Below are 26,134 nucleotides of genomic sequence, written 5' to 3'. Positions count from 1 at the left end.
AGAACGTATATCTGTTCAAGAAAAGTGCTCAGGCGCTCTAATCAATTCTTCCAGGCATCCTAATTTCACTTTTAAAACGGCGTTTTGACAGCTGTGCAGCCGATAAGTTTTGCTGCATTTCAGAGGAGGTGTTCCTCCTCGGTCGATCTTTATTTAAAGCATAAAAATGATATGGAGTACCGATAAAAAAAGATTAAAGCAAGGGGAGTAGTTATGGAAGAAATACATGACAAGTTGGAAGTGTTTTCTCCGGCAACAGGTGAGAAGATTGCGGAAATCGTCCCAACACCATTGAATTCGATTCCTCATATATATATGAAATCAAGACATGCGTTCCAATCATGGTCGAATCTTCCCATCAAGGAACGGCTGCACTATTTAAAACGGCTCCGTTTATTGATGGTTGAAAGGATGGATGAAATAGCAGAAGTCATTTCAAAAGATGCGGGAAAAGTGAAAATTGAAGCGCTGGTTGCTGACATCATGCCAACGATCGATGCAATCAAGCATATCGAGAAACATGCAGTGAAAACTCTTTCCGGGCGGAAGGTCACCACTCCACTCTTGTTAATTGGTAAAAAATCTTATGTCCATTATATGCCCCGTGGAACGATTCTCGTCATTTCACCATGGAATTATCCGCTGCAGCTTTCCATGGTTCCCATTCTTAATGCCCTAGCGGCTGGAAATACGGTCATCGCCAAACCATCAGAGGTAACTCCTTTAGTTGGGACGTGCATCGAAAATCTGTTTCTTGAAGCTGGTTTCCCAGAAGGAACAATACAGTTTGCCCATGGAGGGAAAGAATTGGGTGCGGCATTAACTGAGCTAAAACCAGATTATATATTTTTTACTGGATCTGTAAGGACCGGAAAAATGATTGGTGAGGTTGCAGCAAGAGACCTGATCCCAACGACTTTGGAGCTTGGCGGTAAGGATCCGATGATCGTTCTGCGTGATGCTAACTTGGAACGGGCTGTGAACGGAGCTCTTTGGGGGGCTTTCACAAATAGTGGGCAGGTATGTATGAGTGTTGAAAGGGTTTATGTGGAACGTCCTGTTTATAAGGAATTCCTGATGCTTCTTAAAGAAAAAACGAAGTCCATGAGGCAGGGGGTGCAATCGCAGGATGATATCGGTTCAATGACTTTCCCTAAACAAGTCGATATTGTGGCTGACCAACTGGAGGATGCACTGAATAAAGGGGCGGTACTTGAAACCGGAACACCTCCGAAAGAGTGGAAAACGGGGCAGACCCATTTCATTCCGCCGACGATTCTTTCCAATGTCGATCATTCCATGAAAATCATGAAAGAAGAAACGTTCGGACCCGTGTTGCCTGTTATGCCTTTCGATACGGAGGAAGAAGTGATCGCCCTGGCAAATGAAAGTGAATATGGACTCAATTCCAGCGTTTGGACAATGGATAGGGAAAAAGCAAGTCGGATTGCATCACGGTTAGTAACCGGTGCGGTGACGATCAATGATGTGCTGATTACGGTTGCTAATCATCATTTACCATTTGGCGGTGCCAAACAAAGTGGGGTTGGCCGCTATCATGGCGAGCATGGATTGAAGATTTTCTGCCATGAAAAAGCAATCATGATCGATAAAGGTAAAAACGATACAGAAATACAATGGTATCCATATGAAGGGAAATACACGAGTTTTTTATCGCTGTTTCAGAACTATTTTTCTGCCAAACCGAACTGGATTCGTTTCGGCAAAGAATATTTATCGTTGATAAAATTATCCAAAAGGACCAGAAAATGAGATCCGTTTATAAAAAAAGATTGTTATTTTCATAACGAGCGCGTATACTATTAATATACTTAATAACTGATTTTCCTTTTCAAAGGGGAGTAGCGTTAGGGTTCGCCCTAAAACAAAGTCGTCATTACGTGAATGTTAAACATTCATCGGCTTTGTTGACATGATTTCATGTTCAGCAAGACCTTTGCCTATACGGCAGAGGTCTTTTTCTTTTTGCCAATGCCAATAGGAAGGAAATACCACTATTGGAGGTTGAATGGATGGAAGCATCAATGTTATTGGAATATGGCTGGGTCCTACTTATCTTGGTTGGATTAGAAGGGATACTGGCTGCAGATAATGCAGTCGTCATGGCTGTCATGGTTAAACATTTGCCAAAAGAACAACAGCGGAAAGCCTTGTTTTATGGTCTGATGGGAGCTTTTGTTTTCCGTTTTGCCAGTCTATTCCTTATTTCCTTTCTGGTCGAGGTGTGGCAAGTTCAAGCAATCGGTGCGATTTATTTACTTTTCATCGCTTTTCAGCACATTTACAAAAAATACGCTGGTAAAGGTGAGAAGGAAATCACGAAACCTAAAAAGCAATCCGGCTTCTGGATGACCGTGGTAAAGGTTGAAGCGGCTGATATCGCTTTCGCAATCGATTCCATGTTGGCTGCCGTCGCGCTGGCTGTTACACTTCCTGCAACAGGCTGGATGAAAGTCGGCGGTATTGACGGAGGGCAATTCGCTGTCATGTTCCTCGGCGGCATGATCGGGTTGATCATTATGCGATTTGCAGCAAATGCGTTCGTTAAGCTGCTTCATCGGCGTCCTTCTCTTGAAACGGCAGCATTTTTGATTGTGGGTTGGGTTGGTGTGAAATTGGCGGTACACACACTTGCACACCCTTCACTTGCTTTCATTGATCATCATTTCCCTGAATCAACTCTTTGGAAATCGATTTTCTGGACTGTATTGATTGGAATTGCAGCAGGTGCATGGATCATTTCAAGCAGAAAAGAAAAAAAAGAGAAAGAAGAGAAAAAAATACAGGAAGCGTAAAAAACAGGCGTGCTGGTCACGCCTATTTTTTTTGCTTCTTAAAGTATTTATGGAGATGACCCTCAAAAGCCCAGGTATGTTTACGAATGATATGTTAAAAGATGTGAATATTAAATTCCGGTTATAAAAATGACAATTGTCCCATTGTATTGGGCAAAAAAACGGAAAAAGATATTTTACTGTAATTGCACTGTAACAAACGAGAAAAAACTAAGTATTTTATCATGTTGATAAATTGTGTGATTTCATTTTTATCGCAAAAATAGTTCTTTTGGTACTGTCTTTTAGACTCCCTCCGCTTAAGATAAGTATGTTGATGCGTATTTTATGTTCAACAGGAGCGAGGTGAGCAAATGCTTGGTTTGTTGTTTACAGCATTCAAAAAAAAGCGTTCTTTAGAAGAAACCGTATTGAAAATTCAACAAGGCGATAATAGCCTTCGTAATGATACTATAGAGTCATTCAAACCTTTTATTGCAAAAACAGTCTCATCGGTTTGCAAACGTTACATATACGAATCAGATGATGAATTCAGTATTGGAATGATTGCTTTTAACGAGGCAATTGAAAAATACTCCCCGGAAAAAGGCCGTTCTTTATTGGCATTTGCCGAAACCCTCGTTAAACGAAGGGTTATAGATTATTTAAGAAGCCAGTCCAAACATAAAGAAATCCTATTGGATTTAACACTGAATGATGAGAATGATCAAAGCCAAATTTATATCGATAATGAAAATTCCATCAATGAATACGAGATGCAGAAGGAATCAGAAAGAAGAAAAGAAGAAATTCAGCTTTATATAAGCCATCTAGAGGATTTTGGTCTGTCATTTGAGGATTTAGTTGAAAACTCTCCCAAACATGCAGATGCCAGGAAGGGAGCTATTATGATCGCTAAATTGTTAATGGAAGATGACGAACTGAAGGAAATCCTGTTTGCAAAAAAGCGGCTGCCCGTTAAACAGCTTGAGGGAAAAGTGGAAGTAAGCAGAAAAACGATTGAACGGAACAGAAAATACATCATTGCCGTGGCAATCATAATAAACGGAGATTTTTTGTATTTGAATGATTATATAAAAGGGGCTATCGATGAATGAAAAAAGGAGTTATTCTTTCAGTTAATAAACGATTTGTAACCCTATTGACCCCCGAGGGTGAATTTCTGAAAACAAAAAGGCAGGAAAGGGAATATGAAGTGGGTGAGGAAATCACTTTTTCACCTGCAAAACAAAAATTCACTTTAGCCCTTTCCAATATTCATTCATCTTTCAAAAAAACGGCCGTGCTAAGCATTGCCTCCACCTTCCTGATTCTCTTTTCAATTCTTCCTTCTTATTTCTCTGGTCCTGTGTCGGCATATATGACGATAGATGTGAATCCAAGCATTGAATTGGAGCTTGACGATGATTTAGAAGTTCTTAAGCTTACAGGATTAAATGAAGACGGAAAGCTTGTGATCGGTCAGCTGAAGGACTGGAAAGGCAAGGATATAAAGGCTGTTACAAACCGAATCGTTGAAACGACGAAGCAACTTGGTTATTTGAAAGGAAATAAACAAATAGTCGTTTCCACAACGTTAATGGAAAAAAATAAAGAACTGGATAAGAATTTAAAAGCGGAGATAAAAGAAATATCTGAGCAGGATAATGTTTCCAAAACAAAGATGAAAGTGATCCAGGCAACAAAAAGCGATCGGAAGCAAGCTAGGGAACAAGGCATATCCACGGGTAAGTATCTCGAAAAGAAGTTGAATGAAGATAAAGATAAGATAAAGGTCAATAAGAGGGAGCCTGCCCCGGCGCCAGTTAAAAAAGTCGAGGAAAACGTTGTTATTCCGAAAGAAAAGGGCGTAATGCTAAGTGCGGAAAACAAATCGGATGGAGAAAAGAAAAAAGAGAATAATGAAAATGAAATAAAACAAAAGCCGGCCAATGAAACCAAACCGACTGAACGGAAAAACGCGGGAGTTACCGAAATTAAGGAACAAACCGAACGGGAAGATACAAGTGGAAAACGGAATGCGATAAATGGAGATAAGGAAAAAAGCAACGAGTCAAAAGGGAAATCGGATAGATATCACAGCAACCAATCAAAGGACAAGCAGAAAAATGAACAGAATGATAAAAAGTTCGATGAAAAAAAAATTTCATCACTCAAAGAAAAAAATAGTGATGATTCTATAAAGCCCGACAATAAAAATAAGCAAAATAAACAGGGTAGGCATGATAGACAAGATAAACAGGATACGCAGGATAGACAAGATAAACAGGAAAAACAAGTTAAACAAGGTAAACAGGGTGAGCAGTATAAACAAGATAGGAAAGATTGGGATAAGTCGAAAAGGGGTAAAGGCAATAATGGAAATGGAAATGGACATAATCATTAAAAAGAGTCCAGCATGCAGCTGGACTCTTAGCCATGGATATTTAATTGTGAATTATTGACCTTTAAGTTGAGATTGTGCTTGTTGTACAAGACGTTTCGTGATTTCTCCACCAACTGAACCATTGGCACGTGCTGAAGTATCGGAACCTAATTGTACACCGAATTCAGATGCAATTTCATATTTGATTTGTTCTAATGCTTGTTCGATTCCTGGAACAAGAAGGTTGTTACTGCTGTTAGCCATTTGAATCTCCCCTTTACTTTTTCAACGGCTTTTGCCGCTGTAATGATAGTATAAGTAGAATGTGGAGTTTTACTTATGCGAGCAGCATCAAACTTATTGGTAAACCTGCCTTTTTGTTGTAAGTAAGTCAGTTTTAAAAGAGAATGGAAAAAAGAATGAAAAAAGGGTAAACTAGATTTTTAATGGTTATGTGATTTGCATAACTATAAAGGAGCAAGAAAGGAAACTCTTTATGTTTGCTATCAAAAAATTATTATCAAAGTTAACACCAGCTCAGCTTATCGTCGGTTATTATGTTTTGGCAGTCAGCATCTCGACCGTACTGTTGAGTCTGCCGGTCGCTCTAAAGCCAGGCGTGGAATTTGGGTTCATGGATGCATTATTCACAGCCGTAAGTGCAGTTAGTGTAACAGGTCTAACAGTTGTAAGTTTGCCCGAAGTGTATAATGAGGTAGGCTATTTCATTCTCATGTTCGTTCTCCAATTTGGCGGTATAGGCATCATGACACTCGGAACCTTTTTCTGGCTTATTGTTGGCAAGAAAATCGGCTTGAAGGAAAGACAATTGATCATGACAGATCAAAACCAATCGAATCTTTCCGGTCTTGTTAAATTATTGATCCAAATCATTCAGATATTTGTCGTAATTGAAATGATAGGGGCTCTCGTTTTAGGCATTTACTTTCTGAATTATTTTCCAGACGGGAAAGAAGCCTTTTTAAATGGCTTATTTTTAGCCGTAAGTGCCACCACGAATGCTGGTTTTGATATTACCGGTATATCGATGATTCCATTTAAAGACGATTATTTTGTACAGTTCATAACGATTATCCTGCTTACCCTTGGAGCCATTGGGTTTCCTGTCTTGATTGAGCTGAGGGAGTTTTTGTCCAATAAGGCACGTACTTATAAGTTTCATTTTTCTTTGTTCACGAAGCTGACCTCAGTCACTTTCTTTTCCCTTATCGTTGGGGGAACGATCCTGATTTACCTACTGGAAATTAATGGGTTCTTTAAAGGTAAGAACTGGCATGAATCGTTCTTTTACTCATTGTTTATGTCCTCCAATACGCGGAGCGGCGGGTTGGCAACCATGAATGTGAGTGATTTTTCGGAACCGACCCTTTTGTTGTTGAGCATATTGATGTTCATTGGAGCCTCCCCAAGTTCAGTCGGGGGAGGAATCCGGACAACTACACTGGCCATCATGATTCTATTTTTATGGAATTTCATGAGAGGAAGGCGTTCCATAAAAGTTTTCAAACGGGAGATTCATCCCGATGATATCCGAAAAGCGACAGCGGTTATGATCATGGGATCGCTTCTTTGCATAATGGCGGTCTTCATATTATCCATTACCGAAAATTTCACTTTGATGCAAATCATTTTTGAAGTATGTTCGGCTTTCGGTTCAGTCGGCCTTTCGATGGGAATTACACCTGACCTCAGCAATACCGGTAAAATTGTCATTATGATCATTATGTTCATTGGCCGTGTTGGGATAACCTCCCTCCTGTATATCATAGGCCATAAAGAAGTTACGGAAAATTTCCATTATCCAAAAGAACGCGTCATCATTGGGTAAATGATTTAAGTTGAACAGTGACCTTTCCACCCGTGGGAAGGTTTTTTGTGTTGTTTGCAGGAATCATGGATAAAATGTTGAAATTTACCTATAAGTGAGTGTCCTACCATTTCAAATATGCATAATTTGATCCCTTTCTTGGAATTCGATCGGATGAAGTATAAATCATTTTGGTAAGGAGGTGGAAAATATGAAGAAATATACTGGAAGGATCATTGTCCCTGTTCTTTTTTTTGTATTGATATTACCCTATTTAGGGTGGCTGGGTCATGAAGAACGCAGGTTTTCCGCCTTTGCAGGAATATATTTAGTCGTAATTTTAACCATAGCCTGGTGTTTGGGTGCCATCTATGATCATAAACGGAAAACGATAGCTTTATTGCAGGATAGCGAAGGGCGTTATCGCATTTTCTCCAATTACTCTAAAGAATTGGTCAATAGCTTCAATGAGGTTATTTTCCAAACGGATGATAAAGGAAAATGGTTGTACTTAAACCCGGCATGGAAATCGATGAGTGGTGCCTCCGTGAATGAATCCCTGGGGCTTCACTTTTCTAAACATATGGATAACAAATCTTATCAAGACGTATTAAAGGCCTTTGCGGACTCCTTTCATCGAGGGGATAAATATTTTCGTGCGGACATTAAACTAAATGCGAAAAAGGGAACAAGCTGGGTGGAGGCATTTGTTAAACTTATTTACGATGACACTGGGAAATTCATCGGGACGGCGGGCATATTATCGGAAATCAATGAACGTAAACATGCGGAGGAAAAGCTTGTGAGCCTAAACGAACATTTGGCAATCACATCAAGCAAGTTATCAACTGCCGCCCAACTTGCGGCTGGGATTGCACATGAAGTCAGGAATCCGATGACGGCGATAATGGGATTCGTGAAGCTGATTAAAGATGGCGGTGCCGAAAAGGAGGAATACTACGATATTATTTTTTCGGAAATAAATCGAATCGAGAAAGTGCTGAATGAACTCTTGCTGCTATCGAAACCCACTGGGGCGGTATTCCTTGAGAAGGATATAAAGGAAAGCTGCAACCATGCCGTAACGCTGTTGGAGACAAATGCTGTACTGAACAATATTCAAATTCATAAAAATTATGATTCAGAACCAATTTTTATGTACTTTGATGAAAACCAAATCAAGCAAGTGCTAATAAACATGATAAAAAATTCCATAGAATCGATGCCGAATGGCGGAAATATTTTTGTGAGCATAAATGAAAAAAATGGGGAAGTTTTTTTGAGCATTTTGGATGAAGGGGATGGTATTCCGGAAAACTCCCTTCAAAAAGTAGGAGAACCATTTTTCACTACAAAAACATCAGGAACGGGTTTGGGTCTTTCCGTTTGTTTTAGAATCATCGAAAAGCATGGAGGAAAAGTATTCATCACAAGTGAACTGAAAAAAGGTACGAAAATCGTTTGTATATTTCCAACCGTGCAACAAAAGCAATATAGTGAGAACGAAAAGGTCAAGATGCGGGATCTTGAATGACAAGAAAACAAAAGATTGAATTATTTGAAAAAATCAGAATCTTGTGTATATAATTTAAAAGTAATAACATACTAACCGGTTAGTAAGTTTAAAAGGAGGAATTCAATTTGCACTTTGAACATACTGAAAAGGTGAAAAATCTGGAAATGAAGTTAACGGAATTCATGGAGAAGCACGTTTACCCAAATGAATCGACCTACAAAAAGCAGCTCGAAGCACAGAAAAGCCGCTGGAGTGAAATTCCCCCGATTTTATCTGAATTGACGGCAAAAGCAAAAGAAGAAGGATTATGGAATTTATTTTTACCTGATAGCGGTTATGGCGCGGGTTTAACAAATCTAGAATATGCCCCGCTTTGCGAGATCATGGGTAGGTCGACGATAGGACCTGAAATCTTCAACTGTAATGCGCCGGACACTGGTAATATGGAAGTGTTGGTGAGATATGGCTCGGATGAACATAAAGAACGCTGGCTGAAGCCCTTGCTTGCTGGGGAAATCCGTTCATGCTTCTCGATGACGGAACCGGAAGTGGCGTCTTCCGATGCGACCAATATCGAATGCAGGATTGAAAGGACGGGTAATGAGTATGTCATCAACGGCCGAAAATGGTGGTCTTCAGGAGCAGGCGATCCCCGATGCAAGATTGCCATCGTCATGGGTAAGACAGATCCTGAGGCGGCCAAGCATGAACAACAGTCAATGATTCTTGTCCCGCTCGATACGCCTGGTGTCAAAATCGAAAGAATGCTCCCTGTGTTTGGTTATGATCATGCCCCGCATGGCCATGCCGAAATCACGTTTGAAAATGTAAGGGTCCCGGCAACGAATATTCTATGGGGTGAAGGAAAAGGATTTGCGATTGCCCAAGGAAGGCTCGGACCGGGAAGGATACATCATTGCATGAGGCTGATCGGCGCTGCTGAAAGAGCACTTGAAGAATTATGTAAGCGCATTCAAGATCGTGTCGCTTTTGGTAAAACATTGGCGAGACAAGGTGTAATCATGGAGTGGGTTGCTGATTCACGGATTGAAATCGAACAAGCAAGACTTCTGACCTTAAAAGCTGCCTATATGATGGATACCGTCGGGAACAAGGAAGCGAAGGCGGAGATTGCGATGATAAAAGTGGTGGCGCCAAATATGGCATTGAATGTGCTGGACAGGGCCATCCAAGGCTTTGGAGCCGCCGGGATTTCCGATGATTTCCCTTTTGCTGCTCATTGGGCCAATGCACGGACTTTAAGGCTTGCTGATGGTCCCGATGAAGTTCACCGCTCACAAGTTGCTAAAATTGAACTTCGAAAATACCAACAAAAGCATGAGGTGAAAATATGAAAGTTACCGACTTATTCGATCTAACTGGCAAGACGGCGATCATAACCGGTGGAGGGAGAGGATTGGGAGCACAAATAGCGACAGGATTTGCCGAAGCTGGGGCAAATGTCGTACTTTGTTCAAGGAAGAAGGAAGCATGTGACGAAGTTGCCTCGCAAATCGAAAAGCTTGGAGTCAAGGCGCTTTCCTTCAAGTGTGATATCACCAATCCGTCAGATGTCCAGGAAGTCGTTAACGAAACTTACCGTGAATTTGGAGCCATCGACATATTAGTGAACAATAGCGGGGCATCCTGGGGGGCACCAGCCGTCGACATGCCCCTTGAAGCGTGGCAGAAGGTGATGAATGTCAATGTAACCGGAACCTTTATCATGAGCCAGACAACAGGCAGGGTCATGATTGAGCAGGGACATGGGAAAATCATAAACATCGCTTCCGTTGCCGGATTAGGGGGTACCGACCCGAGGGTGCTCGATACGGTCGGATATAATACGAGTAAAGGGGCGGTCATTACTTTAACGAAGGATTTAGCCGTTAAATGGGGTCAGTATAATATCAATGTTAATGCAATCGCACCCGGTTTCTTTCCGACAAAAATGACGAAAGGGGTTCTTGAGCAAGGAAAGAATCCTATCTTGGATTCCACGCCGCTAAAAAGGTTAGGGAGTGATGATGATTTGAAAGGGGCAGCGGTTTTCCTGGCCTCAAAGGCATCTGATTTTGTGACTGGTAATATTTTGATCGTCGATGGGGGTTCACATGCAAAGTAATGAAAGGTAAGTAAATATGGCTGGAGGGTATGAAATGATGAATGAAAAAAAATGGCTTTCCGTTTATCCTGATTCAATTTCAAAGGAAATAAAAGTCCCTGAGTTCCCGATGCAAAGAATCCTTCAAAATGCATGTGAGTCCCATCCAAACAATACAGCTATTACTTTTTATGACCGGAAGATATCTTATCAGGAACTTTTTCATGCGTCGCGAGCTTTTGCTTCAGCCTTGCAAAAAAAAGGTGTTCAAAAAGGTGATCGTGTCGCCATCATGCTGCCTAACTGTCCGCAGTATGTCATAGCTTATTATGGATCATTGACAACAGGAGCCATTATCACCCAAATCAACCCAATGCTGGTTGAAAGGGAGCTGCAGCATATTTTACAGGACTCCGGTGCAGAAACGATCGTTGTATTGGATGGATTATACCCGAAAGTGAAAAGTGTGCATCAACATTCAAATTTGAAAAATATTGTCGTCGTAAGCCTGCAGACTTCGGATGCAGATTTTCAGCCTGATGCGTCTTTTGATCAATTCATGAAGACAGGAGACGGAAAAATCAATCCCGTATCAATCGATCCGGAAAATGATATAGCCGTTCTTCAGTATACAGGAGGAACGACTGGCCGTTCAAAAGGGGCGATGCTGACACACAGCAATATTCTGGCCAATGTCGTTCAAACGTATGAATTCTTCAAGCATGAATTAAAAATAGGGACTGAAAGAACGCTGTCGGTCATCCCGCTTTTTCATGTTTTTGGAATGTCGTCCGCAATGAATTTATCCGTGTATATCGCGGGTGACTCCATCATGCTGCCACGATTTGAAATAGAAGAAGTGCTGGAAACGATTAAGCGTGAACAGCCGACCACTTTTCCTGGTGTACCGACCATGTATGTAGCGTTGACGAATCATCCGAAGGCAGAAGAATATGGAATGGGCTCCATTCAGGTCTGTAACAGCGGAAGTGCACCGATGCCCGTGGAACTGCTGCGTGAGTTCGAACGAAAATCAGGTGCGAAGATATTGGAAGGCTACGGTCTTACGGAAGCTTCGCCAACAACGCATTGTAATCCGGCATTTGCAAAAAGGAAACCTGGGAGCGTCGGGATTGGTGTCCCTTCGACTGAATATAAAGTGATGGACCTGGGAGATGGAACAAAAGAAGTGGAATCTGGCGAATTGGGGGAATTGGTCGTCAAAGGGCCTCAAGTGATGAAAGGTTACTGGAATATGCCAGAGGAAACGGCGGTTACCCTAAGGGATGGTTGGCTTTATACGGGTGATATCGCCAAAGTTGATGAAGATGGATACCTCTATATTGTCGACAGGAAAAAAGATTTGATCATCGCAAGTGGTTATAATATATATCCGCGAGATGTCGAGGAAGTTCTCTATGAACATCCAGCTGTCCAGGAAGCCGTTGTCATCGGAGTTCCAGATGCTTACCGAGGGGAGTCGGTAAAAGCGGTGCTTGTACTTAAAAATAATAAAACGGCCAATGAACGGGAAATCATCGATTACTGCCGTGCAAACCTATCGGCTTATAAAGTTCCGCATTTCGTTGAATTTCGTGAAGAGTTACCGAAAACAAATGTCGGAAAGATTTTAAGGCGGGCTTTAAGAGAAGAACTTTCCAGGCAATAAAAGGGCTTTGATGGCACGAAAGCGTATGATATCAATTCAGCTGAAATTTTAACAGATTGCGAGGATGCATACATGAAAGAAAAAATGACAGAACATAGCATACGCTTATTTGAAAAGAAGGGCTTTAGTGAAACGTCGATTTCTGATATCGTCGAATCGGTCGGGGTGACGAAGGGAACGTTTTATTATTACTTTACGAGCAAAGAGCAGTTGCTAATGGATATTCATCTAGCTTATATCGACGAGTTGCTTAGCGATCAGGAAAGAATCATGTTGGAACCTGGGAAAAGCTGCAAGGATAAACTTTTCGATATGGTCTTGATGCTTTTAAAGAGCATTAAAACCAAAAAATCCAGCGCAACGGTCTTTTTCCGTGAAATGAAGAATCTAAGTGACGATAAGCTTGCACAAATCCTTCCTAAGCGGGATGAGTTCCGAAATAAAATCGAGCAAGTTCTGATTAGTGGCATCGAGTGCGGAGAACTGCGTTCCAATCTCGATGCATCGATCATCTCTTTTGCTATTTTGGGTGTGGCCAATTGGAGCTATCATTGGTTCGACCCAGAAGGTGAAAAAACCGAACAGGAAGTTGCAGCCATTTTTATGGGGATGATTCTGCAGGGAATTGAAGCGTGACCAGGTTACATACTAACCGGTTAGTCGAAGGGAGATAGAAGGCATGGCCAACAAGCAAATCCAATCAATTACCGTTATTGGGGCTGGGCAGATGGGGCATCAAATTGCGATGCTTGCTGCACTGGGAGGTTACGAAACGATTCTTCAGGATGTTCATGAAAACGCGTTGAATGCAGCCAAAGAAAAATTGGACGTCATTTTGACTAAATGGGTTCAAAAAGGAAAATTGTCTGAAGATCGTAAATTGGCTGCTTTTAGCCGTCTTCAATATACCACCGATCTTGAGAAAGCGGCCAGTGGGGCTGATTTGATCATTGAAGCGGTAGTTGAAAAACTTGATGTGAAGCAGGAGGTTTTCGCCAAACTTGAAGAAATGGCACCAGCAGAAACCATCTTTGCCACGAATAGTTCAACGATTGTCAATAGCCTGATTGCGAGTGTAACGAATCGTCCGGATAAGTTCATTAATATGCATTTCTTTTTCCCGCCTCTAGTAATGGATTGCGTTGAGGTTGTAATGAGTGACCAAACATCCGAGGAAACAGCGAAGCTTGCAATGGAAGTCACAGAGAATATGAATAGGACAGGAGTTTTGTTGAGGAAAGAGATATCGGGATTCATAGCCAACCGAATTTTGGGAGCGTTGCAGCGTGAGGCCTTATATTTGTATGAAGAAGGAATTGTTGACTATAAGGATATCGATTTGATTTGCAGGAAAGCTTTAGGCCATCCCATTGGTCCTTTTGAACTGATGGATCTATCAGGTATTGATGTAGGGTATTTTGTCATGCAGCAGCGTTTCAATGAAACTGGAAATCAAGAAGACAAGCCAAATGCTTGTATAGAAGAAAAGGTGAATAAAGGACATTTAGGCAGGAAAACAGGAAAAGGCTGGTATGATTATCCAAACCAAGGAGTGAAGAATTGATGACAAAATTAATTAAAGTGGTTAAGGAAAATAAGCTTGCGGTCATCACCATCGATAATCCTCCATTAAATGTAATCAGTAAACAAGTATTCAGAGAATTGGGAGAATCTTTCGATGAACTTTCAAAAGATACTGAAACTGTTGCGGTACTCATAACCGGTGCCGGCAATATCGCATTTGCGGCCGGGGCTGATATAAAAGAATTCCCTAGCATGATGGGGAACCCGAATATAAAAGAAATGGTTAAGGAAAGTCATGCCGTCCTAACTAAAATCGAACAGTTTCCTAAACCTACGATGGCTGTATTAAATGGCCTGACCTTGGGCGGCGGATGCGAACTGGCACTGGCCTGTGATTTGCGAGTAGCTGAAACACAAGTTCAAATCGGACTGCCGGAAGTGAAATTAGGCTTATTCCCTGGAGCTGGCGGTACACAGCGTTTGTCAAGACTTGTAGGAAATGCAAAGGCAAAAGAGATTATATTTACCGGTGATCCGCTTGGTGCCGCGGAAGCGGAAAAGATCGGGCTTGTCAATAAAGTCGTTGAGCAAGGCAGCGGCTTATCGGAAGCGAAAATCTTGGCCTCACGAATGACAAGGCACTCACTTCAGTCACTTTCGAGAATCAAGAAGGCGATTAATGAAGGAAGTGAGGCAACACTTGAACAAGGTCTAGAGATTGAAACGAATCTTTTTGAAGAAATCTTCCAAACTGAAGATGTTAAAGAAGGAGTTTCCGCTTTCTTGGATAAACGTAAACCTGCTTTCGTACATCGTTAATAAAGGAGGGGTCTTATGCATGAATTGGAAGTCAACGTCCGTTTTTCCGAAACGGATGCTTTGGGCCACATCAATAACACAAGCTATTTCGTATACCTCGAAGAAGCACGCCTGAAATTTTTTGAAGCTTTAGGCCTAGCGACAAATGTAGAATCTTGGAATTTTTTGTTAGCCTCCACTAAATGCGACTTTATTGCTCAAGGATATTTCAATCAACTCTTGACCATTCGTACATCTTTGACAAAGGTAGGTACGAAAAGCTGTGATATGGTCCATGATATCCTCTGTTCACAAACTGGGGAAGTGATTGCTAAAGGAAGTGCAGTTTTAGTCTGTTTTAATTTTTTGAAACAAAAAAGTGAACCTATTCCTGAATTTATTAAAGAAAAGCTCATTTCACATCTTGTTCATAATTAGAATGACAAAGTCTAAAGGAGTGGAAGAACATGGTTGACGATACGATTCCTGTTCGGCCCGGCGAGGAATTGAATATTGGTGCATTAGAAGGTTTCCTAAGAAAAAATGTATGTGACCTTCCAAATGAACCGTTGGAATTACAACAATTTTCTATGGGCTATTCCAATTTGACCTATCAGCTGAAAGTTGGTGAGTGGGAGGCTGTTCTCAGAAGGCCGCCGCTTGGCCCTGTTGCTCCAAAGGCACATGATATGAAGCGTGAACATCATATCCTTTCCTCAATCAACCAATATTTCCAAGCAGCTCCCGAGCCTATTCTGTTCTCGGATGATGAATCGGTTGCGGGGGCCCCTTTTTTCCTAATGGAAAGGAAACATGGAATTGTAATAGATACTGAATTTCCGAAGGGAATCGAGCCTACTGTTGAAAAGTGCCGACAGCTTTCATACGTGATGGTGAATCGGCTTGCTGATCTTCACTCGATTCCCTATGAGAAAACGGGTTTGGTCGAAATATCCAAACCTGAAGGGTTCATTGAAAGACAAGTACACGGATGGATTTCCCGCTATGAGGGAGCAAAGACTGATGAAATAAAGGAAATACGTCCGCTTATTAATTATTTTCAACAGAATATCCCGAAGTATAGCCAGACTTCAATAATCCATTATGACTATAAGATCAATAATGCCATGTTCAATCAGGACCTTACAGAGATGGTTGGTTTATTTGATTGGGAAATGTCCACGGTTGGTGATCCGCTGGCCGATCTAGGAGTGGCATTAAGCTACTGGACTGAAAGCGGTGACCCGGAACTTATCAAAATCGGTGTGGGTCAAGCGTCCGTCACGACTTTAACTGGTTTCCTGACTCGAAGGGAGTTAATCGAGACGTATGCAGCAAGAAGTGGCAGGGATGTTACCAACGTCGATTTTTATTTAACCTTTGGTTATTTTAAGTTAGCTGTCATCCTTCAGCAAATCTATTATCGATATAAAAAAGGCCAGACTGATGATCCCCGTTTTTCCAATCTTGGAAAAACGGTGAAAAGCTTACTCACTCATGCTGCAAATGTAGCTGCGAAGGAAGTTTAATAAAATGGAATATATTCAAAACATTCATTTACTACTAAAAAAAGAAGAGATAGATGTGGAAAAGCTTCAAGAAGGGGAGAAAGTTGCGGTCATCCTGGATGTGTTATTAGCGACTACCACGATTATTTCAGCACTTCATGATGGAGCACGCCAGGTGATACCTGTCATGGATCCACTGGATGCCTTGGTGAAAAGCCAGGAATTGGACCATGGCGATTTTGTAGTGGCAGGAGAACTAAAAGCAAAGCCGGTTGATGATTTAATGTATCCAAGTCCAACGCTATTGAGTAAGTTGGTACGCGGCAAAACTTTAATATTGTCCACTACTAATGGAACGGTCGCGTTGAGGAATTCAGCCGCTGCCAAAAGGGTTTATATTGCTTCTTTGTTGAATAATCCGTCTGTTGCGGAAAAAATAAAAAAGTATCATAAAACAGAAACGATCCTCATCGTTTGTTCGGGAAATTCAGGTGAATTCAGTCTGGAAGACTTTTACGGTGCAGGCCATTTGATAGATTGCCTGATTGCTGGATCACAAGGTACGTTCATACTCAACGATGCAGCAAAGGCTGCCAATGCGCTTTATCGCACGAATAGCGAAAATGCCTTTGATATCCTGAAATCATCGTATGTCGGACAGTTGTTTGACAAACATAGTTTGATCGCCGATTTGGAATTGGCGGCGCAAAAAGGTTCGTTGGATCTTGTCCCAGAGTTGGTGGATGGAAGGATCGAGGCGGAATTGAAAAGGCAGGAATCGTAGTTCAAAAATAAAGATAAGGAGTGAAGGGGATGAGGTTTTCGCAGTCAATAGCGGTGGTGACAGGTGCAGGCTCTGGTATTGGGAAAGCTACGGCGATGCGCTTGTCGGACGAAGGGGCAAAAGTGCTGTTGGTAGGGCGGACGAAAGGAAAGCTGGAGGAAGCAGCTGCAGAAATCAATGCCAGGCACCCGATTCCGGTTGCTGATATTTTCCCTGCAGATGTTACCGTCGAGGAAGAGGTAATGGAGCTGGCCAAGTATGTGAAGGAAAAATATCGTGACCTTCACATTTTAATCAATAACGCAGGTGGTTCAAAGTCCTCGAAGCTCCTGGATACATCTGCAGCTGATTGGGATATGATTCAACATGTCAATTTGAAAAGTGTCTTTCTAGTTTCCAAGTATTTGGGGAAATTGATGGAAGAAGGGGCTAGTGGCGGAATTGAAGGTTCCAGCAATCGGGCAATCGTGAATGTGGCTTCACTGTCAGGACATCAGGCAGGAGCGTTCATCCCGCATTACAGCTCTGCTAAAGCCGGAGTCATCAGTTTAACGAAATCTTTGGCACTGGAACTCGCTGCAGTCGGCATTCGGGTCAATTCCGTATCACCGGGATTCATTGAAACGCCATTGACGGAGGATGGACTGCAAAATGAAAAATTCGTAAAGTCCATTCAACGGAACACGGCACTGGAAAGAGTGGGGAAAGCGGAGGAAATAAGTAATGTCATCACCTTTGCTGCTTCCCCGGAGGCTTCCTATATGACTGGTACGGATTTATTGGTGGATGGCGGCTGGTTGATCAAATAGAAAAAGGGGATGGGTAAATGTTAAAAGAACACTTATTGAAAGAAGTAATCGATAATGTAATGATCCTGACTTTGAATCGCCCTGAAAGCTTGAATGCATTTAGTCCGGATATGATTGCAAGCTTAACGAAAGCGATTAAGGATGTTAAACAAACACCGCATATAAGGGCAGTCATCATCAAAGGTGCGGGAAGGTCATTCACTGCAGGAGGCGATGTGAAGTCAATGGGGCAGGCCTCTGCAGGTCAATTGTATGATCATGTTGGCAGAATGAATGAATGCATATTGGCTCTGGGTGCTTCCGAGGTTCCTGTAATCGCTGCCGTCCATGGATTTGCTGCTGGTGCCGGATTCAATTTGGCACTCGCCTGTGATCTGATCGTGGCTTCCGATGATAGTCAATTTGCCATGAGTTTTTCACAGGTAGGCCTGATCTCTGATGGAGGGGGTTCGTATTTTTTACCTAAATTAGTAGGGCCCCACCTTGCAAAGCAGCTCTTCTTTTCGGCCGAGCCAATTACCGGGGAACGCTTATATCAGCTAGGTGTCATTAATTATTTATATCCACTCAATCAACTTGAAGAGGAATCATTGAAACTTGCGGTAAAACTGGCAAATGGACCGACAAAAGCATATGGGATGATGAAAAAGCTCGTCAGCCATTCATTTACGGCTACACTTGATGAAATACTGGAACAGGAACGTATTACGCAAACCTTGATGGCTTCCACGGAAGATCATCTGGAGGGGGTAGCGGCATTCAAAGAAAAAAGAAAGCCGGAATTTACAGGAAATTAATAAGGGAGGGATAAAGATGAAAGCTATTCATTTTGAAGAATACGGCGGACCGGAAGTACTGAAATTGACTGAAATGGAAAGACCTGTGCCAACAGGGCATGAAGTTCTGATTGAAATCGATTGTGTAGGCGTCAATTATGCAGATACAGCCAGAAGGGAAGGGCAATATGTAGTTCCTACGCCGCTTCCGTTCATTCCCGGTGCGGAAGTGGCTGGCGTAGTGGTGGAAGTCGGTGGAAAGGTGACCAAAATCAAACCTGGTACAAGGGTCGTCAGCTTAATTGAATCTGGTGGATATTCAGAATATGCCCTTTCTGATGAATTCTCGGCCATTCCGCTTCCTGATGCCATTCAGTTCCATGAAGCTGTTGCCTTGCCCCTCCAAGGTCTGAGCGCCTATCATATTCTTAAGACAATGGGACGCATGCAACAGGGTGAAACGGTATTGGTCCATGCTGCTGCAGGGGGAGTGGGATCGATTGCCGTACAGTTAGCCAAAATCTTCGGGGCTGGAAAAGTGATTGCCACCGCCAGTACAGTGGAAAAGTTGGAACTGGCTAAAGAGATGGGGGCGGATGAACTCATTGATTACACCCAAGAAGGATGGGAAATGAAAGTCCGTGAGGTCACGGGGGGAAAGGGAGTAGACGTCGCGCTGGAAATGGCTGGAGGGGATATTTTCAATAAAACGTTGAAATGTTTGGCTCCCTTTGGACGTCTTGTTGTTTTCGGCAATGCAAGTCGTAAGCCTTATACGATGAACCCGCAGCAATTAATGAGGCGCAATCAATCCGTCGTGGGATTTTTCCTGCCACAGATCATGAAACACCCGGATTTGCTGTTGCCTAGCATTCAAGCCCTTTTTGCATACGTTGCGTCTGGGGAGCTTAAGTTAACTATCGGGGGCATCTACCCAATTGAAAAGGCAGCAGCCGTTCATGAGGAAATGAACGCCCGGCAAACGAAAGGGAAGTTGATTTTGCAGGTTAAATGAGAATAAGGGGTGTATGATGCACCCCTTCTAGGATTTCACTTGTTCCTTTGACCCTAAAGAAAGCACGCCTCAATCCGTATCAGTGCTAACATCTTTATCTGGATGCATGAAAGGCGGCTGCGGCGCTATTTTAGACTCTAATAGTTGGCGGTTTTCAGTTGAATTCCAGCCTATATCATTGGTGGGGTGTACCCATTCGTCTCCAGCCATGATTTCCGGGTCTGTATCTTCGCTCCAGTTTTCGAGTGGTGAGTTTTCAGAGGCATATTTACTGTCGCCAATGACGACTCCATAATCATTGACGAATGGAGCCTGTGGTTTTATGCCGGTCCCTTTAAAGCTTGGTGCGTTAATTTGGTGTGGCTGTGTATCGTTGACAATTGGTGAATCCAATTTCTTTTTCATGTAGTGTCTCCCTTTTCGTTTTACGGTTATTTTTCTCGTCTGTCCCTATATTATCCCTGAATAATTTCCGGCATTTTTACCCCATTCTAAAAGGTAAACTATATTAAAAAGGGTGGATGAAAATGAAACGGAAAGCCAATGTGGATGGAGCTGTCAAAGCAAGTAAAACGCCAAAAAGAAATCAAGCTGAAAATGAATTTTCCAATGAGTTCGCAATGGAGGAAAATGCAATGAAAGGTGCCAACCGCAATTCAAAGCAAGGCAGAAAAGGAAGAAGTAATGGATAAAGAAAAACGGAACAGCGGGGAAAAGATGGGTGAACATGTACGAACTGAATTTGGAATCGAATTCAGCGGCGATATGAACGCAACTAAAATTTATGAAATTTTGGCAAAAGAAAATAAAAAACGTGAAAGTGATAAGTAAAAAAGGACGGACCCAGCCTTGGGTCCGTCCTTTTTATTAAAGCATGATGCTGCCGGATTTTGAAAGAGGGAAAATCGTTGATCCCTTACCACTCGGGTCAAAATAGGCAAGCATGAATGAAGGTTTATCGACGATTGTTCCCTCGGCTAAATACGTTTCCAAATCAAAGGGAAGTGCCTCGAGCAACGTGTGTTTGTGTATTTCTTTTTCATTTAGGGCCAAAGCGGTGAAAGAGGAACCAAGCTGTTCAGGCTTATTGAGAATATATTCATATATCTCTTTCCGACCACTTTTATCTAATGAAGCTTCCCACCAAGGTTTACGTGGTTTGTATTTTTGATTCATGAAATAATCCAATTTCATGAGTCCGATAATGTTTTTCAGTTCGGCAGATTCCCGGGAAGCCAAAAACTGCTGTAAACGTCTGAACAAGTCTTCAAGCTGATGGCCGATTCGTGACCACCCTTGTTCATCCCAATAGGTACCGAAATCTTGAAAGAAGTCGAACGGTGATTGAAATACCGTTTTGACAAGATATTCCGTAGTATGATCCATTCTATGATCGTTCCAGTATTTTTCAAGTACATCTTCAACTTGTTTAATGCGGACAATGTCATCGAAGGATAAAACATTATTCCCCAATATTTCATAAGGAGCATGTTCGCTGTATATATATTGGTGTTCATCGGCTCGTATCCGTAAGCCGGTTCCACGAAGCATCTTTAAGAAACCAAGCTGCATCTCTTCGGGTCTAAGCTCGAAAACATCATTGAAGGTCTTTCGGAAAGAATGATAATCTTCTTCCGGTAAACCGGCAATAAGGTCTAAATGCTGATCAATTTTCTGACCATCTTTTACCATGGTTACGGTCCTGGTCAGTTTTTCGAAATTCTGTCTTCTCATTACTAGATCATTCGTATGATCATTCGTCGATTGTACCCCTATTTCAAAGCGGAACAGTCCTGCAGGGGCATTGTCGTTCAAGAACTGGATAACTTCCGGACGCATGATGTCCGCCGTGATCTCGAACTGGAAAACCACACCGGGAAGATGCTCATCGATTAAGAATTGAAACATCTCCATGGCATAGCTTCGGCTGATATTGAAGGTTCGGTCAACGAACTTAATGGTCTTTGCACCATTAGCCATAAGGTACCTGATATCTTCTTTAATCTTTTCACGATCAAAATACCTGACACCCACTTCAATCGATGAAAGGCAAAATTGGCAGCTGAACGGGCAACCTCGGCTAGTTTCGATATAGGTGACACGTTTAGATAGGTCGCCGCGGTCTTCCTCCAAACGATATGGAGAAGGGAGGGATTTTAAATCAACCTTGCCGTTCTGAGGCTGGATGATTTTTTTTCCATCCTGTCGGTACGCAATGCCGCCGATCTTCTTATAGTCATTCGAACCTTCAATTTCAGATAAAAGGGCCTTGAAGGTGACTTCACCTTCACCGATTACGATGAAATCAGCCCCGGGAATCTGATCAAGCCATTCCCCAACATCATAGGTGACTTCAGGTCCGCCGAGAATGATGACCAATTCCGGGTTGATTTTTTTAAGCATGGCTACGACTTTCATTGTTTCCTCGATGTTCCAAATATAGCAGCTGAACCCTATGACATCAGGTTTTTTGGAATGAAGGTCACCAACGATGTTCATAATTGGATCTTTTATCGTATATTCTGCCAGCTGGACATCATAATCAGGCTGGGCGTAAGCTTTTAAATATCGGATGGATAGCGATGTATGGATATATTTTGCGTTAAGAGTACTGATTATTATATTCATGTTAAAGGGCGTAAAAGAAACGCCTGGCTCCTTTCGTGTACATGTCTTTTTAAGCCAACAAGCACTAACGAGTTATTTTACCATAGCGTGCTCCATTTGAAAAATGAGTTATGGTATTGAAGGGGAATCTTTTCTGCTTGAAAGTCGGATAAGAAAACGAATTTGAAAAAACGGATAAAGCAGGAAATGCTTCATCCGTTTTATTTAAAACGCTTGTTTAATATAGTCTTTCGTTTTAGTCATGAATCGTTTTGTTTTGGTCGCCTTCAATTCGATGATCGGCTGTGCCATGGAAGCGATCATTTCACTTGATAATAACACGGTAATCAAGAAAGAGAGTCCGGCGAGCATGATAAAGCTCTCTGTATTGCTGAAGTATTCCTGTATGGTGCTTTCGCGGAAGAAACGAATGAAGAAACCATGCAGCAGATACACATAAAGGGTTTGTTTACCCCAATTCGTAAAGAAATATTGTCTGCGTGGGATGAACGAAAGGAAGCTGAACACTGAAATGATGCTCAATCCATAAAATCCCAGGCGTTTAAACATGGACACGATTGTCGCATCTTCAAGTTCGGCATATGGTTTCGAACCGAGCAGCCATTTATAATTAATATCGGTATTTAAATAAAAACCGATAAAAATCACTAACATGACAATAAGTGATGCCAAACGAACTTTGGGAGTGAATAGTTTTTTTAAATGTTCCTTGCTTAAATGGTACCCAATCAAAAACATCGGGAAAAAAACGAATGTCCTGGAGAGACTAAGGTAATTGGAAATATTGTCTATATAACCAATCAATAATGCGATTATTAAAGATAAACCTATGCCTACTGATGGCTTTAGCTTTGAGAAACCAAGCAGCATGATGTTCCAACAGAATAAACTGATCAAGAACCATAGCGACCATTGGGGGTCAAGCAGGTCTACAGTGATGGCAGAACGTTCATATAAGAAATAATAGTAAACGGTATATATCAATTGGAAAATGATGTAGGGTAAAATCAGCTTTTTAGTAATTTTACCTAAATACCCTTTTTGATAAAAACCTTTCGCAAAGAATCCTGAAACAAGGATAAAGGCAGGCATGTGAAAGGAATAAATGGTTTTATATAAAGCATATATCGCTTCACTGTCATGTATATACGTATTCAGCAAATGACCAAAGACGACAAATGCCATGAGAATGAACTTGGCGTTATCGAAGAAAAAATCACGTTGTTTCATTTATTGCCTCCATTTAATAAATTTTAAGGTAGCTAGAAAGCATTGTTATTTCTTATTCCCTAAATACCTTGTACTAAATCATTATTTATTAAATTTATTATAAAAACCTTAAATTAAGCTTAACGCTAAGTTTTACAGCATTCAATATACTATCATTTGATATATAGGTTAATTTTGGATAAAGGTGCTTGTGCTGATATTCGAAAAATACCGAGGAAAATCAAGATGGATGTCGAATATGGTTGGGTAGGTATGGGTTTTGATGAGGGGGGTTAATATGAATATCGGTTATGAGAGTGAAACGGAATATAAACAGGAAATTTTAAAATTGAATAAACAGATCGAAGGGTTTCTGAATATGTTCGATTCAATGTCAGAGCCTTATATCAGGGTTGATGAGGAGCTGCGTCTCACTTATGCCAATGATGCCGCTTGTGCCCTGCTGGAAACACCTAAAGATCAACTGGAGTCCATGAGGATAACTGATTTTCTCGATGTCATCCCTTTAAATAACCAGGAAGTGTCAAGCACCCTAAAAACCTCGAATGAAAGTGAAAGGCAAATTATCCAGCTACATACAGGAGCCCTTAAGCAAATAGAGTTTATACGAATGGGATCACTTTCCGAAGGACAGCAGTTCTATCGTTTGGGGGATGTGACATTGGATGTTTCTTCGTCAAGGGAAACAGGGATGTCAAGACAGATGTTTTTGGACATTTTCGATACAGCCATAGAAAGCATCGTTCTATTCGACAGTTCAGGAATAATAATGGAAGTGAACCATGCCTTTATCCTTGCCTTGGGAATTCCGAAAAAAGAGATTGTCGGTAAGAATATGAGGGACCTCATCTCCCCAGATTATCGGGGATATTGGGATGAGAGCATACAAAGAGCCTTTGATGAGTCGAACTATAAAGGGGAGGTAGAGATAAAGGTCGGGGATGAACTGCATCATTTTACTTTTTCGATAAGTTCAACGGTAGGAAATGAACTATATATGTCTGTGCTTGGAAGAATCACAGAATCAAATATAATAGAAAAAAAGTTAGAGACGAGCGAACGGATTTTTGCGGAATTATTCGACCAGTCCATGGATGCAATCATATTCTGGAATGATGACGGGATCATTTTTCGGGTCAATCATTCAGCATGTAAAATATTCGAATCCAGCAGGGAGGATTTGATTGGCAGTTATATCTGGAAATACGTTTACAGTAACAATCACCATTTTAGTCAGATGATGGAAACGTTTGAAAGAGACACTCAGGTGCGTGGTGAGCTGATTTATAAAATGCCTAATAACCAAATTAAATTGCTGGAATTGACTGCAAAAAAACATGAAGGTGACGGATATAACGTAACGATCTTTCGAAATGTCAGTGAGCGCTGGCTGATTGAGAAGGAATTAAGGGATAGTGAGAAGAAGTTCAGGAAGATTTTTGAGGGAACATTAGACGGCCTGATTTTATGGAATCATGAAGGGTTCACGGATATTAATGAAGCGGGTCAGAAAATATTGGAGATTTCGAAGCGCAAACTGCTTTCTTTATCTGTTAAGGGGTTCATCGAAAAAATTCCTGAAAATGCTTCAGAATTGAACTCTCACATTGAAAATGTTTATAAGCATGAGGTATACTCCTCCATCATTCCGATAACATTCGAAGATGGAAGAGTTAAGCATATTGAATTTTTGACAAGGAAAAATTTATATTCGAATCTGAATTTAAGCATTTTCCGTGATGTGAGTAAAAATCTCGAAATGCAGGAACAAATCCGTAAATCGGATACTTTGAATGTCGTTGGTGAATTGGCGGCAGGTATTGCTCACGAAATCAGGAATCCAATGACAGCTTTAAAAGGTTTTATCCAGTTGCTTGAGGATGGTGTTAAAGGGGAGTTTTCCACTTATTTTCATGTGATTACATCCGAAATTAAGCGAATCGAAACCATTATCACGGAATTTTTGGTTCTGGCAAAGCCCCAGGCGCTAAAAGTTTTCAAACAGGACGTTCATACCATATTGAGAGAGACACTGGAATTACTGGCCGCTCAGGCACTATTGGAAAATATTCAATTCGAGACAAACTTTGAAGAAGATGAATGTAAGGTTTTATGTGAAGCGAACCAGTTAAAGCAAGTGTTCATTAATATCATCAAAAATGCATTGGAAGTCATGCCGGATGGCGGATCTGTTCACATTAAAACAAGCCGATTTTCAGAGAAATACGTTTGCATTTCAATTACTGATAAAGGCATGGGGATTTCAACGGAAATGCTAAAAAAATTGGGTGAACCTTTTTATACGACGAAGGATAGGGGAACAGGACTGGGGCTCATGGTCAGCTATAAAATCATTGAAGAACACAATGGCTATATAGAAGTGGAAAGCGAAGTGGGAAAAGGGACGAGCTTTCATATTTATTTGCCATTCGAGTAATGTAGAAGGGGATGCTCTATACCTTTCTTAAGTTAACGGAAAGCATGGATACTTCATTAGGGATCCTTTATCGGATTCCTTTTTTTGTTCCATCATCATTATCCTGGGATTTCAAATGAGGGTTGTAATGATGATAAACATTTTTGCTTCACTTAAGGGGCTGTCCTGCTTTTAAATCATTGAGAAATTATTTGCTCGAAATGAATAAGTGAAAACTAATAATAGCATCCAAATAGGGGAATCTTTCAAAGTGATTTTCGGAGCTGGCTTCATATGAAATCTTCCTGATCAATATATGATGCTTATGCTTAGGAATTTCCGTCATAT

The 26,134-nt window shown here is 41.4% G+C and carries 25 protein-coding genes; 21 read left to right on the top strand and 4 right to left on the bottom strand.

Annotated elements, in window-relative coordinates; all coding sequences use genetic code 11:
- The first annotated feature begins 213 nt into the window (after positions 1-213).
- From OTG27_RS09495 to OTG27_RS09480, 4 genes are all read left to right on the top strand, one after another.
- The gene (locus tag OTG27_RS09495) at positions 214-1,773 is read left to right on the top strand and encodes an aldehyde dehydrogenase family protein (RefSeq protein WP_268936768.1); all 1,560 of its coding nucleotides are present in this window, start codon (positions 214-216) and stop codon (positions 1,771-1,773) included.
- Positions 1,774-2,033: 260 nt separating this feature from the next.
- Complete coding sequence (locus OTG27_RS09490; RefSeq protein WP_268936767.1) at positions 2,034-2,816, top strand: TerC family protein; 783 nt, start codon at positions 2,034-2,036, stop codon at positions 2,814-2,816.
- A gap of 353 nt (positions 2,817-3,169) precedes the next feature.
- The gene (sigI, locus tag OTG27_RS09485; RefSeq protein ID WP_054397036.1) at positions 3,170-3,913 is read left to right on the top strand and encodes an RNA polymerase sigma factor SigI; all 744 of its coding nucleotides are present in this window, start codon (positions 3,170-3,172) and stop codon (positions 3,911-3,913) included.
- The gene (locus OTG27_RS09480) at positions 3,910-5,202 is read left to right on the top strand and encodes an anti-sigma factor domain-containing protein (RefSeq protein WP_268936766.1); all 1,293 of its coding nucleotides are present in this window, start codon (positions 3,910-3,912) and stop codon (positions 5,200-5,202) included. The genes sigI and OTG27_RS09480 overlap by 4 nt, the downstream gene beginning before the upstream one ends.
- A 51-nt stretch (positions 5,203-5,253) precedes the next feature.
- Here the strand turns inward: OTG27_RS09480 and OTG27_RS09475 are convergent, their stop codons facing one another.
- Complete coding sequence (locus OTG27_RS09475) at positions 5,254-5,445, bottom strand: alpha/beta-type small acid-soluble spore protein (protein ID WP_034314196.1); 192 nt, start codon at positions 5,443-5,445, stop codon at positions 5,254-5,256.
- Positions 5,446-5,635: 190 nt separating this feature from the next.
- On the opposite strand from OTG27_RS09475, the gene OTG27_RS09470 reads away from it, so the two are divergent.
- From OTG27_RS09470 to OTG27_RS09405, 14 genes are all read left to right on the top strand, one after another.
- On the top strand, positions 5,636-7,030 hold the full coding sequence (locus OTG27_RS09470; RefSeq protein WP_289352305.1) for a TrkH family potassium uptake protein: 1,395 nt from the start codon (positions 5,636-5,638) through the stop codon (positions 7,028-7,030).
- 190 nt (positions 7,031-7,220) lie between these two features.
- A complete protein-coding gene (locus OTG27_RS09465; RefSeq protein ID WP_268936765.1) occupies positions 7,221-8,543 on the top strand; it encodes an ATP-binding protein in 1,323 nt (440 codons plus the stop codon).
- A gap of 107 nt (positions 8,544-8,650) precedes the next feature.
- A complete protein-coding gene (locus OTG27_RS09460) occupies positions 8,651-9,880 on the top strand; it encodes an acyl-CoA dehydrogenase family protein (protein ID WP_268936764.1) in 1,230 nt (409 codons plus the stop codon).
- Entirely contained in the window at positions 9,877-10,650 is a 774-nt protein-coding gene (locus OTG27_RS09455; RefSeq protein ID WP_268936763.1) for an SDR family oxidoreductase, read from the top strand. The genes OTG27_RS09460 and OTG27_RS09455 overlap by 4 nt, the downstream gene beginning before the upstream one ends.
- A 37-nt stretch (positions 10,651-10,687) precedes the next feature.
- Positions 10,688-12,298 (top strand): long-chain-fatty-acid--CoA ligase, encoded by a 1,611-nt coding sequence (locus OTG27_RS09450; RefSeq protein ID WP_307730054.1) that lies wholly within the window; start codon positions 10,688-10,690, stop codon positions 12,296-12,298.
- Positions 12,299-12,370: 72 nt separating this feature from the next.
- Positions 12,371-12,934 (top strand): TetR/AcrR family transcriptional regulator, encoded by a 564-nt coding sequence (locus tag OTG27_RS09445; protein ID WP_063576976.1) that lies wholly within the window; start codon positions 12,371-12,373, stop codon positions 12,932-12,934.
- Between the two features lie 43 nt (positions 12,935-12,977).
- Positions 12,978-13,862 carry a 3-hydroxyacyl-CoA dehydrogenase family protein gene (locus tag OTG27_RS09440; protein ID WP_268936761.1) on the top strand — a complete coding sequence of 295 codons (885 nt, stop codon included), beginning with the start codon at positions 12,978-12,980 and terminating at the stop codon, positions 13,860-13,862.
- Positions 13,862-14,641 (top strand): enoyl-CoA hydratase, encoded by a 780-nt coding sequence (locus OTG27_RS09435; RefSeq protein ID WP_268936760.1) that lies wholly within the window; start codon positions 13,862-13,864, stop codon positions 14,639-14,641. Before OTG27_RS09440 ends, OTG27_RS09435 begins: the two co-directional genes overlap by 1 nt.
- Positions 14,642-14,656: 15 nt before the next feature.
- Positions 14,657-15,058 (top strand): acyl-CoA thioesterase, encoded by a 402-nt coding sequence (locus OTG27_RS09430; RefSeq protein WP_063576973.1) that lies wholly within the window; start codon positions 14,657-14,659, stop codon positions 15,056-15,058.
- 29 nt (positions 15,059-15,087) lie between these two features.
- Positions 15,088-16,149 carry a phosphotransferase family protein gene (locus tag OTG27_RS09425; RefSeq protein ID WP_268936759.1) on the top strand — a complete coding sequence of 354 codons (1,062 nt, stop codon included), beginning with the start codon at positions 15,088-15,090 and terminating at the stop codon, positions 16,147-16,149.
- Between the two features lie 4 nt (positions 16,150-16,153).
- The gene (locus tag OTG27_RS09420; RefSeq protein WP_268936758.1) at positions 16,154-16,912 is read left to right on the top strand and encodes a 2-phosphosulfolactate phosphatase; all 759 of its coding nucleotides are present in this window, start codon (positions 16,154-16,156) and stop codon (positions 16,910-16,912) included.
- Positions 16,913-16,941: 29 nt separating this feature from the next.
- A complete protein-coding gene (locus tag OTG27_RS09415) occupies positions 16,942-17,721 on the top strand; it encodes an SDR family NAD(P)-dependent oxidoreductase (protein ID WP_268936757.1) in 780 nt (259 codons plus the stop codon).
- A 17-nt stretch (positions 17,722-17,738) separates the two neighbouring features.
- Positions 17,739-18,518, top strand: a complete 780-nt coding sequence (locus OTG27_RS09410; protein ID WP_268564749.1) for an enoyl-CoA hydratase/isomerase family protein — start codon at positions 17,739-17,741, stop codon at positions 18,516-18,518.
- A gap of 16 nt (positions 18,519-18,534) precedes the next feature.
- A complete protein-coding gene (locus OTG27_RS09405) occupies positions 18,535-19,512 on the top strand; it encodes a quinone oxidoreductase family protein (RefSeq protein WP_034314170.1) in 978 nt (325 codons plus the stop codon).
- Between the two features lie 69 nt (positions 19,513-19,581).
- Here OTG27_RS09405 and OTG27_RS09400 read toward each other — a convergent pair whose 3' ends face one another.
- Positions 19,582-19,917 carry a DUF3905 domain-containing protein gene (locus tag OTG27_RS09400; protein ID WP_034314168.1) on the bottom strand — a complete coding sequence of 112 codons (336 nt, stop codon included), beginning with the start codon at positions 19,915-19,917 and terminating at the stop codon, positions 19,582-19,584.
- Positions 19,918-20,039: 122 nt separating this feature from the next.
- On the opposite strand from OTG27_RS09400, the gene OTG27_RS09395 reads away from it, so the two are divergent.
- On the top strand, positions 20,040-20,204 hold the full coding sequence (locus tag OTG27_RS09395) for a hypothetical protein (protein WP_057278994.1): 165 nt from the start codon (positions 20,040-20,042) through the stop codon (positions 20,202-20,204).
- A complete protein-coding gene (locus tag OTG27_RS09390; protein WP_164468810.1) occupies positions 20,197-20,343 on the top strand; it encodes a hypothetical protein in 147 nt (48 codons plus the stop codon). Before OTG27_RS09395 ends, OTG27_RS09390 begins: the two co-directional genes overlap by 8 nt.
- A 36-nt stretch (positions 20,344-20,379) precedes the next feature.
- Here OTG27_RS09390 and OTG27_RS09385 read toward each other — a convergent pair whose 3' ends face one another.
- Both OTG27_RS09385 and OTG27_RS09380 read right to left on the bottom strand, forming a co-directional pair.
- On the bottom strand, positions 20,380-22,140 hold the full coding sequence (locus OTG27_RS09385) for a B12-binding domain-containing radical SAM protein (protein WP_095391730.1): 1,761 nt from the start codon (positions 22,138-22,140) through the stop codon (positions 20,380-20,382).
- A gap of 204 nt (positions 22,141-22,344) precedes the next feature.
- Positions 22,345-23,370, bottom strand: a complete 1,026-nt coding sequence (locus tag OTG27_RS09380; RefSeq protein WP_202317351.1) for an acyltransferase family protein — start codon at positions 23,368-23,370, stop codon at positions 22,345-22,347.
- A 277-nt stretch (positions 23,371-23,647) separates the two neighbouring features.
- Here OTG27_RS09380 and OTG27_RS09375 point away from each other — a divergent pair, with 277 nt between their 5' ends.
- The gene (locus OTG27_RS09375; RefSeq protein ID WP_268936756.1) at positions 23,648-25,807 is read left to right on the top strand and encodes a PAS domain S-box protein; all 2,160 of its coding nucleotides are present in this window, start codon (positions 23,648-23,650) and stop codon (positions 25,805-25,807) included.
- Positions 25,808-26,134: the final 327 nt, after the last annotated feature.

It is taken from the genome of Peribacillus sp. AS_2, assembly GCF_026891895.1.
Lineage (GTDB): Bacteria > Bacillota > Bacilli > Bacillales > DSM-1321 > Peribacillus > Peribacillus frigoritolerans.
Note: the sequence above shows the minus strand (reverse complement) of the source record. Positions and strands in the feature narration are given on the sequence as shown.

Excerpts from the sequence above, each read along its gene's own strand:
- OTG27_RS09495 (WP_268936768.1), top strand. The coding sequence starts at position 214 with ATGGAAGAAATACATGACAAGTTGGAAGTGTTTTCTCCGGCAACAGGT.
- OTG27_RS09490 (WP_268936767.1), top strand. The coding sequence starts at position 2,034 with ATGGAAGCATCAATGTTATTGGAATATGGCTGGGTCCTACTTATCTTG.
- sigI (WP_054397036.1), top strand. The coding sequence starts at position 3,170 with ATGCTTGGTTTGTTGTTTACAGCATTCAAAAAAAAGCGTTCTTTAGAA.
- OTG27_RS09480 (WP_268936766.1), top strand. The coding sequence starts at position 3,910 with ATGAAAAAAGGAGTTATTCTTTCAGTTAATAAACGATTTGTAACCCTA.
- OTG27_RS09475 (WP_034314196.1), bottom strand. The coding sequence starts at position 5,445 with ATGGCTAACAGCAGTAACAACCTTCTTGTTCCAGGAATCGAACAAGCA.
- OTG27_RS09465 (WP_268936765.1), top strand. The coding sequence starts at position 7,221 with ATGAAGAAATATACTGGAAGGATCATTGTCCCTGTTCTTTTTTTTGTA.
- OTG27_RS09455 (WP_268936763.1), top strand. The coding sequence starts at position 9,877 with ATGAAAGTTACCGACTTATTCGATCTAACTGGCAAGACGGCGATCATA.
- OTG27_RS09450 (WP_307730054.1), top strand. The coding sequence starts at position 10,688 with ATGAATGAAAAAAAATGGCTTTCCGTTTATCCTGATTCAATTTCAAAG.
- OTG27_RS09445 (WP_063576976.1), top strand. The coding sequence starts at position 12,371 with ATGAAAGAAAAAATGACAGAACATAGCATACGCTTATTTGAAAAGAAG.
- OTG27_RS09440 (WP_268936761.1), top strand. The coding sequence starts at position 12,978 with ATGGCCAACAAGCAAATCCAATCAATTACCGTTATTGGGGCTGGGCAG.
- OTG27_RS09435 (WP_268936760.1), top strand. The coding sequence starts at position 13,862 with ATGACAAAATTAATTAAAGTGGTTAAGGAAAATAAGCTTGCGGTCATC.
- OTG27_RS09430 (WP_063576973.1), top strand. The coding sequence starts at position 14,657 with ATGCATGAATTGGAAGTCAACGTCCGTTTTTCCGAAACGGATGCTTTG.
- OTG27_RS09425 (WP_268936759.1), top strand. The coding sequence starts at position 15,088 with ATGGTTGACGATACGATTCCTGTTCGGCCCGGCGAGGAATTGAATATT.
- OTG27_RS09420 (WP_268936758.1), top strand. The coding sequence starts at position 16,154 with ATGGAATATATTCAAAACATTCATTTACTACTAAAAAAAGAAGAGATA.
- OTG27_RS09415 (WP_268936757.1), top strand. The coding sequence starts at position 16,942 with ATGAGGTTTTCGCAGTCAATAGCGGTGGTGACAGGTGCAGGCTCTGGT.
- OTG27_RS09410 (WP_268564749.1), top strand. The coding sequence starts at position 17,739 with ATGTTAAAAGAACACTTATTGAAAGAAGTAATCGATAATGTAATGATC.
- OTG27_RS09405 (WP_034314170.1), top strand. The coding sequence starts at position 18,535 with ATGAAAGCTATTCATTTTGAAGAATACGGCGGACCGGAAGTACTGAAA.
- OTG27_RS09400 (WP_034314168.1), bottom strand. The coding sequence starts at position 19,917 with ATGAAAAAGAAATTGGATTCACCAATTGTCAACGATACACAGCCACAC.
- OTG27_RS09395 (WP_057278994.1), top strand. The coding sequence starts at position 20,040 with ATGAAACGGAAAGCCAATGTGGATGGAGCTGTCAAAGCAAGTAAAACG.
- OTG27_RS09390 (WP_164468810.1), top strand. The coding sequence starts at position 20,197 with ATGGATAAAGAAAAACGGAACAGCGGGGAAAAGATGGGTGAACATGTA.
- OTG27_RS09385 (WP_095391730.1), bottom strand. The coding sequence starts at position 22,140 with ATGAATATAATAATCAGTACTCTTAACGCAAAATATATCCATACATCG.
- OTG27_RS09380 (WP_202317351.1), bottom strand. The coding sequence starts at position 23,370 with ATGAAACAACGTGATTTTTTCTTCGATAACGCCAAGTTCATTCTCATG.
- OTG27_RS09375 (WP_268936756.1), top strand. The coding sequence starts at position 23,648 with ATGAATATCGGTTATGAGAGTGAAACGGAATATAAACAGGAAATTTTA.